This window comes from Atribacterota bacterium, assembly GCA_028703475.1.
In the GTDB taxonomy this organism is placed as follows: domain Bacteria; phylum Atribacterota; class Phoenicimicrobiia; order Phoenicimicrobiales; family Stramentimicrobiaceae; genus JAQVMU01.
Genome location: JAQVMU010000063.1, coordinates 3,637 through 9,363, shown reverse-complemented (window position 1 = coordinate 9,363; position 5,727 = coordinate 3,637). Strand labels below are relative to the sequence as shown.

At 34.2% G+C, this 5,727-nt stretch carries 6 protein-coding genes; 2 read left to right on the top strand and 4 right to left on the bottom strand.

Annotated features, from left to right (window positions below):
• Positions 1–112: hypothetical protein (locus tag PHQ99_06780; GenBank protein ID MDD4289276.1), on the bottom strand; the 112-nt coding region annotated here is incomplete at its 3' end.
• Positions 113–510: 398 nt separating this feature from the next.
• Here PHQ99_06780 and PHQ99_06775 point away from each other — a divergent pair.
• Both PHQ99_06775 and PHQ99_06770 read left to right on the top strand, forming a co-directional pair.
• Complete coding sequence (locus PHQ99_06775) at positions 511–786, top strand: RNA-binding protein (GenBank protein ID MDD4289275.1); 276 nt, start codon at positions 511–513, stop codon at positions 784–786.
• Positions 787–1,027: 241 nt separating this feature from the next.
• The gene (locus tag PHQ99_06770; protein MDD4289274.1) at positions 1,028–1,471 is read left to right on the top strand and encodes an Hsp20/alpha crystallin family protein; all 444 of its coding nucleotides are present in this window, start codon (positions 1,028–1,030) and stop codon (positions 1,469–1,471) included.
• A gap of 81 nt (positions 1,472–1,552) precedes the next feature.
• On the opposite strand, the gene PHQ99_06765 is transcribed toward PHQ99_06770, so the two are convergent.
• The 3 genes from PHQ99_06765 to PHQ99_06755 all read right to left on the bottom strand — a co-directional run bounded on the left by PHQ99_06765 (position 1,553) and on the right by PHQ99_06755 (position 5,691).
• Entirely contained in the window at positions 1,553–3,160 is a 1,608-nt protein-coding gene (locus PHQ99_06765) for a gamma-glutamyltransferase family protein (GenBank protein ID MDD4289273.1), read from the bottom strand.
• Between the two features lie 259 nt (positions 3,161–3,419).
• The gene (locus PHQ99_06760; protein MDD4289272.1) at positions 3,420–4,733 is read right to left on the bottom strand and encodes an NCS2 family permease; all 1,314 of its coding nucleotides are present in this window, start codon (positions 4,731–4,733) and stop codon (positions 3,420–3,422) included.
• Between the two features lie 127 nt (positions 4,734–4,860).
• Complete coding sequence (locus PHQ99_06755; protein ID MDD4289271.1) at positions 4,861–5,691, bottom strand: MBL fold metallo-hydrolase; 831 nt, start codon at positions 5,689–5,691, stop codon at positions 4,861–4,863.
• Between the last annotated feature and the right edge of the window lie 36 nt (positions 5,692–5,727).

The window sequence follows — 5,727 nt, the reverse complement described above, 5'->3', positions numbered from 1 at the left end:
AAATCAGCAAATCCTGCATATTGGCAACATCGGCAGCTTTACCACAGACACCTCTCTTCGTACAACCGGTTCCTTTAGCAGTTTCTTGACATTGAAAACAAAACATATCCATAAAACATTACCTCCTTATTTTAAATTTTCTTTCAAATTCACTTAATACTATTTTATTAGAATAAGAATTGTATTGTTAATGTATAATTAAAATAATAATTTATCTGTAACCAATGTTACAATATTAATAACAATAATTATACTGTTTTACATAAATATTTGACATCCTATATTTTTTAGATATAATAAAACTTGTTGTTTACAAATTAAGAAAGATGTTAGATAATAAAGTATCTATCAAATATTTATATCATTATACTATACAAAGCATACAATAAATATATGATAGATTTTCTCAGTGATATTTAATTAGAGCTTTCTGTGCTATTGACTATGCTCTACTTTGCCTCTAAAGAAATGTTACTGAAATAAAATAATCTAAGAAGGAGGTAAAGAGAGATGGAAGGTAGCAAACTGTATGTAGGAAACTTGAATTATGCAGTCAACGAAGACCAATTGAAGGAACTTTTCGAAGGTCATGGTACCGTTCAGAGTGTTAACATCATTGAGGGAAAAGGTTTCGGTTTTGTAGAAATGTCTTCTAATGAAGAAGCAGAATCTGCAAAAAACGCACTGAATGACCAGGAATTTCAAGGACGCCCATTAAAGATTGATGAAGCAAGACCACGCAAACCAAGAAGAGACTTTAATTCTGGTCCAAGAAGACGTTTCTAAACAAATAAAGAAAAAAAACAAAACCCCTCAGTTTTTAGGAATTGAGGGGTTTTTTATTTTTACAGCCAATTATTAATTCAATATACTTCAGTCTATTCTTTGCCCTTAGTACAAAAATATTTTATTTTTTAAAAAAACTTGACATATAAACAAATATCCTTATAATTAATTATAGTTATATATGCTATTAGCATATAATGTTATTAGCATTATATATTAATTAAAAAATGGAGGTGTTCTTATGGACCTTATAAAATGGGAACCAAGAAGGAATTTAACAAGGGGTTTCTTTGATGATTTCTTTGATATGATGGAAAGCCCTGGCAGATCCAGGAGAAACTGGTTTGATGGCGGTATCTGGGCACCTGCAGTAGACTTGTTAGATAAAAAAGACAAACTCTTAGCCAAAGTTGAGCTTCCTGGTGTTGATAAAAAAGATGTAAAATTATCGTTGAATGACAGTAATTTAACAATACAGGGTGAAATGAAAAAAGACGAAGAAACCAAAAACGATGAATATTATTATCGGGAAAGAGCTTACGGTACTTATTCACGTACCATTTCTTTGCCAGCAGAAATTGACAAAGAAAATATTAAGGCAAAATTTAAGAATGGTATTCTGGAAATTATTATGCCTAAAAAGCCGGAAGTGAAACCAAAAGAAATTACCATTGAACCCGAATAATTAGCTGAAAATAATTAAAAAAGCTCCCTTTTTTTAAGGGAGCTTTTTTAATTTGAGTTCTTGAAACATACTAAATAACAACTACCAGGCAGCAACAACACCATCTGCTCTGGGATCGGTAGCTCCTGCTAAAACCTTTTTATTCTCTTTCCAGATTATTTGTCCAATCCCAAAACTATCAGAATTTTGAGATATCTCTATGTTATGTCCTTTCTTTTTCAATGCAGAGCCAATATTCTCAGGAAAATGCTTCTCTACTTTTATCTTTTTACCTTCTATCCATTGCCATCTTGGTGCATCCAGGGCAGCTTGAGGATTAAGATTAAAGTCAATCATATTCATGATAATCTGCACATGTCCCTGTGGTTGCATAAATCCACCCTTTATACCAAAAGGTCCAATTGCCTTATTTTCTTTGGTTAAAAATCCGGGAATAATTGTATGATAGGGTCTCTTTCCAGGTTTTAAATAGTTCACATGGGAAGAATCAAGGGAAAAAGAAATCCCCCTGTTTTGTAAGGAAATACCAGTTTCCGGTACTACTAAACCTGAACCGAAACCCATATAATTACTTTGTATATAGGAGACCATATTGCCTTCACTGTCTGCAGTAGCCAAATAAACAGTATCACTACCGGAAGGCTTGTCGGAATTATAGTCAAAGGCTTCTTCGCCGATAATCTTATTCTTTTCAGCAGCATATCTTTCTGATAGGATATCGTTAATTAAAGAGGAAATTTGCTGATAATCGGCAATAATTTTTTTGCAATCTAAAAATGCCAGTTTTATTGCTTCAATTTGGTAATGGTAAACATCAGCGGCATCTTTGGAAAAAAAATTATCTTGTTTTAAAATATTTAATGCCAACAGGGTAACTAATCCTTGTCCATTGGGAGGTATCTCCCAAACCTGATATCCGTGATAATTGATACTGATAGGCTCTACCCATTCAGGTGAAAAAGATTTCAAATCCTCTAAACATAAATATCCATTATACTTTTTTGAGAAAGAGTCAATTTTTTCAGCAAGCTCTCCCTGATAAAAAGCTTTAGCTTCAGAATCAGCAATCAGCTGTAATGTTTTGGCCTGTTCGGCTAATCTCCATAATTCCCCTGGTTCCGGAGCCTTATTATTAGGAGCAAAAGTGTTAAACCAATAACTAAAAACTTCTTTATTTTTGTGTTCACTATACCTATGATATGCTTGTTTCCATGAATTGCTTATCAAAGGAGAAACAGGAAATCCTTCCCGGGCATAGTTTATTGCCGGTAAAAGATTTTTAGAAAGAGGCAGACGGCCAAATTTTTTATTCAGTTCCGCCCACGCTGCTGGTACTCCAGGAACTGTTACCGGTATCCAGCCACAATCCGGTATTTTCTTATAACCATTTTCTTTTAATATCTCTCCTGAAATAGCCATAGGAGCAGGCCCACTTGCATTCAAACCATACATTTTTTCTTTAAACCATACTATGGCAAAAGCATCACCTCCGATACCATTAGAAGTGGGCTCAACAACTGTGAGGCAGGCTGCTGAAGCAATAGCAGCATCAATTGCATTTCCTCCTTGTTTAAGTATTTCCAGACCAGCCTGGGCAGCAAGATATTGTGATGTCGCCACCATTCCGTTCTTTGCAAAAATTACTCTTCTTTTAGAAAGGTAAGGATGATAGAGATAATCAAAACCCATTATCTTTCTCCTAACATGGTTTGACCATTATTAATACAAATTATATTCATCTAAATACTAAAAAATCCCTTGCAGCCGGTTGTAATGTTTTATCTTTCCGGGATAAATTATTATAACATAACAAGTATTTTTGGTTTTGCAATCAAGCCACACTCTATTAACACTGTATTTTACTATCTCAGGTAAAATAATTAAAAACAGGAAGAGCATGATAATTATTTCCATACTCTTCCTGTTAATTGTATATTTGTAATTATTTCTACAGCCAGATAAACTTAACTGCAAACAGAATCCCGAGGATATATATTAAAGGATGAACTTCCTTCCCTTTTCCGCTTAACAGCTTTATTAAAGGATAAGTAACAAATCCAAGTGCGATTCCATTAGCAATAGAATATGTCATTGGGATAGCAATTAAACAGACGAAAGCAGGCAATGCTTCCGAAAAATCATCCCATTTAATATTTAAAATATTTTTAATCATCATTGTTCCCACTACGACCAATGCAGGGGCTGTTGCTGCACCGGGCACAATTCCTACTAACGGTCTTAAGAACAGGGATAAGAAAAATAAAATTGCAACTACTATTCCGGTTAGCCCGGTTCTACCGCCTTCAGAAACACCGGAAGCAGATTCAATATAAGTTGTAACTGTACTGGTTCCAAATATAGCACCACCTGTAGTTCCAATAGCATCAGCCAGTAAAGCCTTGCTTGCCTTTGGTAAATTACCATCTTTGTCTAAATAACCAGCCTGAGTGCTGACCCCTACCAGGGTACCTGCGGTATCAAATAAATCTACAAAAAGGAAAGAGAAAATGACTGCAATTAAAGTTATATCAAGTGCCCCGGCAATATCCATTTTAAATAAAACCTGACTCCAGTCACTAAATTGAGGAATAGCAAAAATGCCTTCAAAAGGTGGAGTAACATTTATGCCGGGTAAATACCCAATTAAAGTTGCACCCAAAATTCCCCAGAGAATCGAACCTTTCACCTTCATGGTGTGAAGTACTCCCATAATTATCAAACCTGCTATTGCCACTATTCCATTGCCGCTCATAACATTGCCAATAGCAACCAGGGTTGCATCATCATTTACTACTAATCCGGCATTCTGCAGTCCAATAAAGGCAATAAACAAACCAATGCCGGCGCTGATTGAAGCCTTTAATCCCATTGGTATACAGTTGATAATCATTTCTCTTACAGGTGTTACACTAAGAATAATAAAAAGAACTCCTTCCAGAAAAATAATTCCCAAAGCTATTTGCCAGCTAACGCCCATTCCCAAAACTACCGAATATGCGAAAAAGGCATTTAAACCCATACCGGACGCAAGGGCAAAAGGATAATTGGTCATTAAGGCCATACAAACAGTTCCCAAGATAATTCCCATAATTGTAGCAATAAAAACACCATTCCATGGCATACCAGCATCGCTTAAAATACTTGGATTAACAAATATAATGTAAGCCATGGTCATAAAAGTAGTAAACCCAGCAATGATTTCAGTCTTTACATCAGTTTTATTCTCAGAAAGCTGAAATTTCTTTTCTAAAAAGTCTTGCATTTCTCTTTGCTCCTTTTCTTATATTTATTTATAAAAATTATATTATAACGATATTAATTTTAATATTTTAATGAAGAATTATCAACATTTTTAAAAATTATTTGTCTTTTTTTATTTTATTCTATAATTATATCTCTACAACCTTTCCAACATTACAAAAAAAGAATCGATTTCCAAATTCATTGAACAATCGTGTTGACATCTCCAGTCCAGTACAATGGGAGACCCCAATTTTTTCAATATCGAATTGTTTTAGAGATTCAATGGTTTTTTCTCTGGTCTGCTCATCCGCAGGCCCAAGATGTGTACCCCCAATAATAGTATGAATATGTTCTTCACCAGTAATTGTAATCGCATAATTAATAATATTTATTATGCCTGAGTGTGAACAACCTAAAATAATAAATAATCCTTTTTCTGTCTTTATAAATAGAGTTTGGTCATCCAATATTTTGTCCTGAATATATCCCTCTTTATCTTTAATCATTAAATTTTTGTCCCCTTTTTCAAACAATGACTGGCGGGGTATTTCACCACTGAGTATTAAATCCGGTACAATTTCCACAGATTCAGTATTGAATACAAAATTAGCTCCTTTGCTCTCTAATATTTCTCGCCGAAAGGGAATTCCAATGTTCCTTTTGCCAGTTTCCTTAATACTAAAGCTGTCTTTAAAAATATGTGGGTGAGAATATACATTTACTTTTCCAGTTTGTTGTAATACATCAAACAATCCTCCTGTATGGTCCCAATGATGGTGACTAAGTATAATTCCCTTTATTTGGGATAAATCTTTCTTAAAATAAAGTGCATTATTAATAATACCTTTACCCTGGCCTGTATCAAAAAGAAAATTCCCCCGGTCAGTTTCCAAATAAACTGCCCATCCATGTTCAGCAATTGAGCCAGCCTTACCATCGACATAGTTTTCACAGAGAACTGTTGCCTTTGCAATCATATAAATACCTCCTTAAAAATATGTTTATTCAAAATA

What these genes read in the sequence shown, in the direction of transcription:
- PHQ99_06760 (MDD4289272.1), bottom strand. Translation starts at nt 4,733, where the DNA reads ATGCAAGACTTTTTAGAAAAGAAATTTCAGCTTTCTGAGAATAAAACT.
- PHQ99_06765 (MDD4289273.1), bottom strand. Translation starts at nt 3,160, where the DNA reads ATGGGTTTTGATTATCTCTATCATCCTTACCTTTCTAAAAGAAGAGTA.
- PHQ99_06775 (MDD4289275.1), top strand. Translation starts at nt 511, where the DNA reads ATGGAAGGTAGCAAACTGTATGTAGGAAACTTGAATTATGCAGTCAAC.
- PHQ99_06770 (MDD4289274.1), top strand. Translation starts at nt 1,028, where the DNA reads ATGGACCTTATAAAATGGGAACCAAGAAGGAATTTAACAAGGGGTTTC.
- PHQ99_06755 (MDD4289271.1), bottom strand. Translation starts at nt 5,691, where the DNA reads ATGATTGCAAAGGCAACAGTTCTCTGTGAAAACTATGTCGATGGTAAG.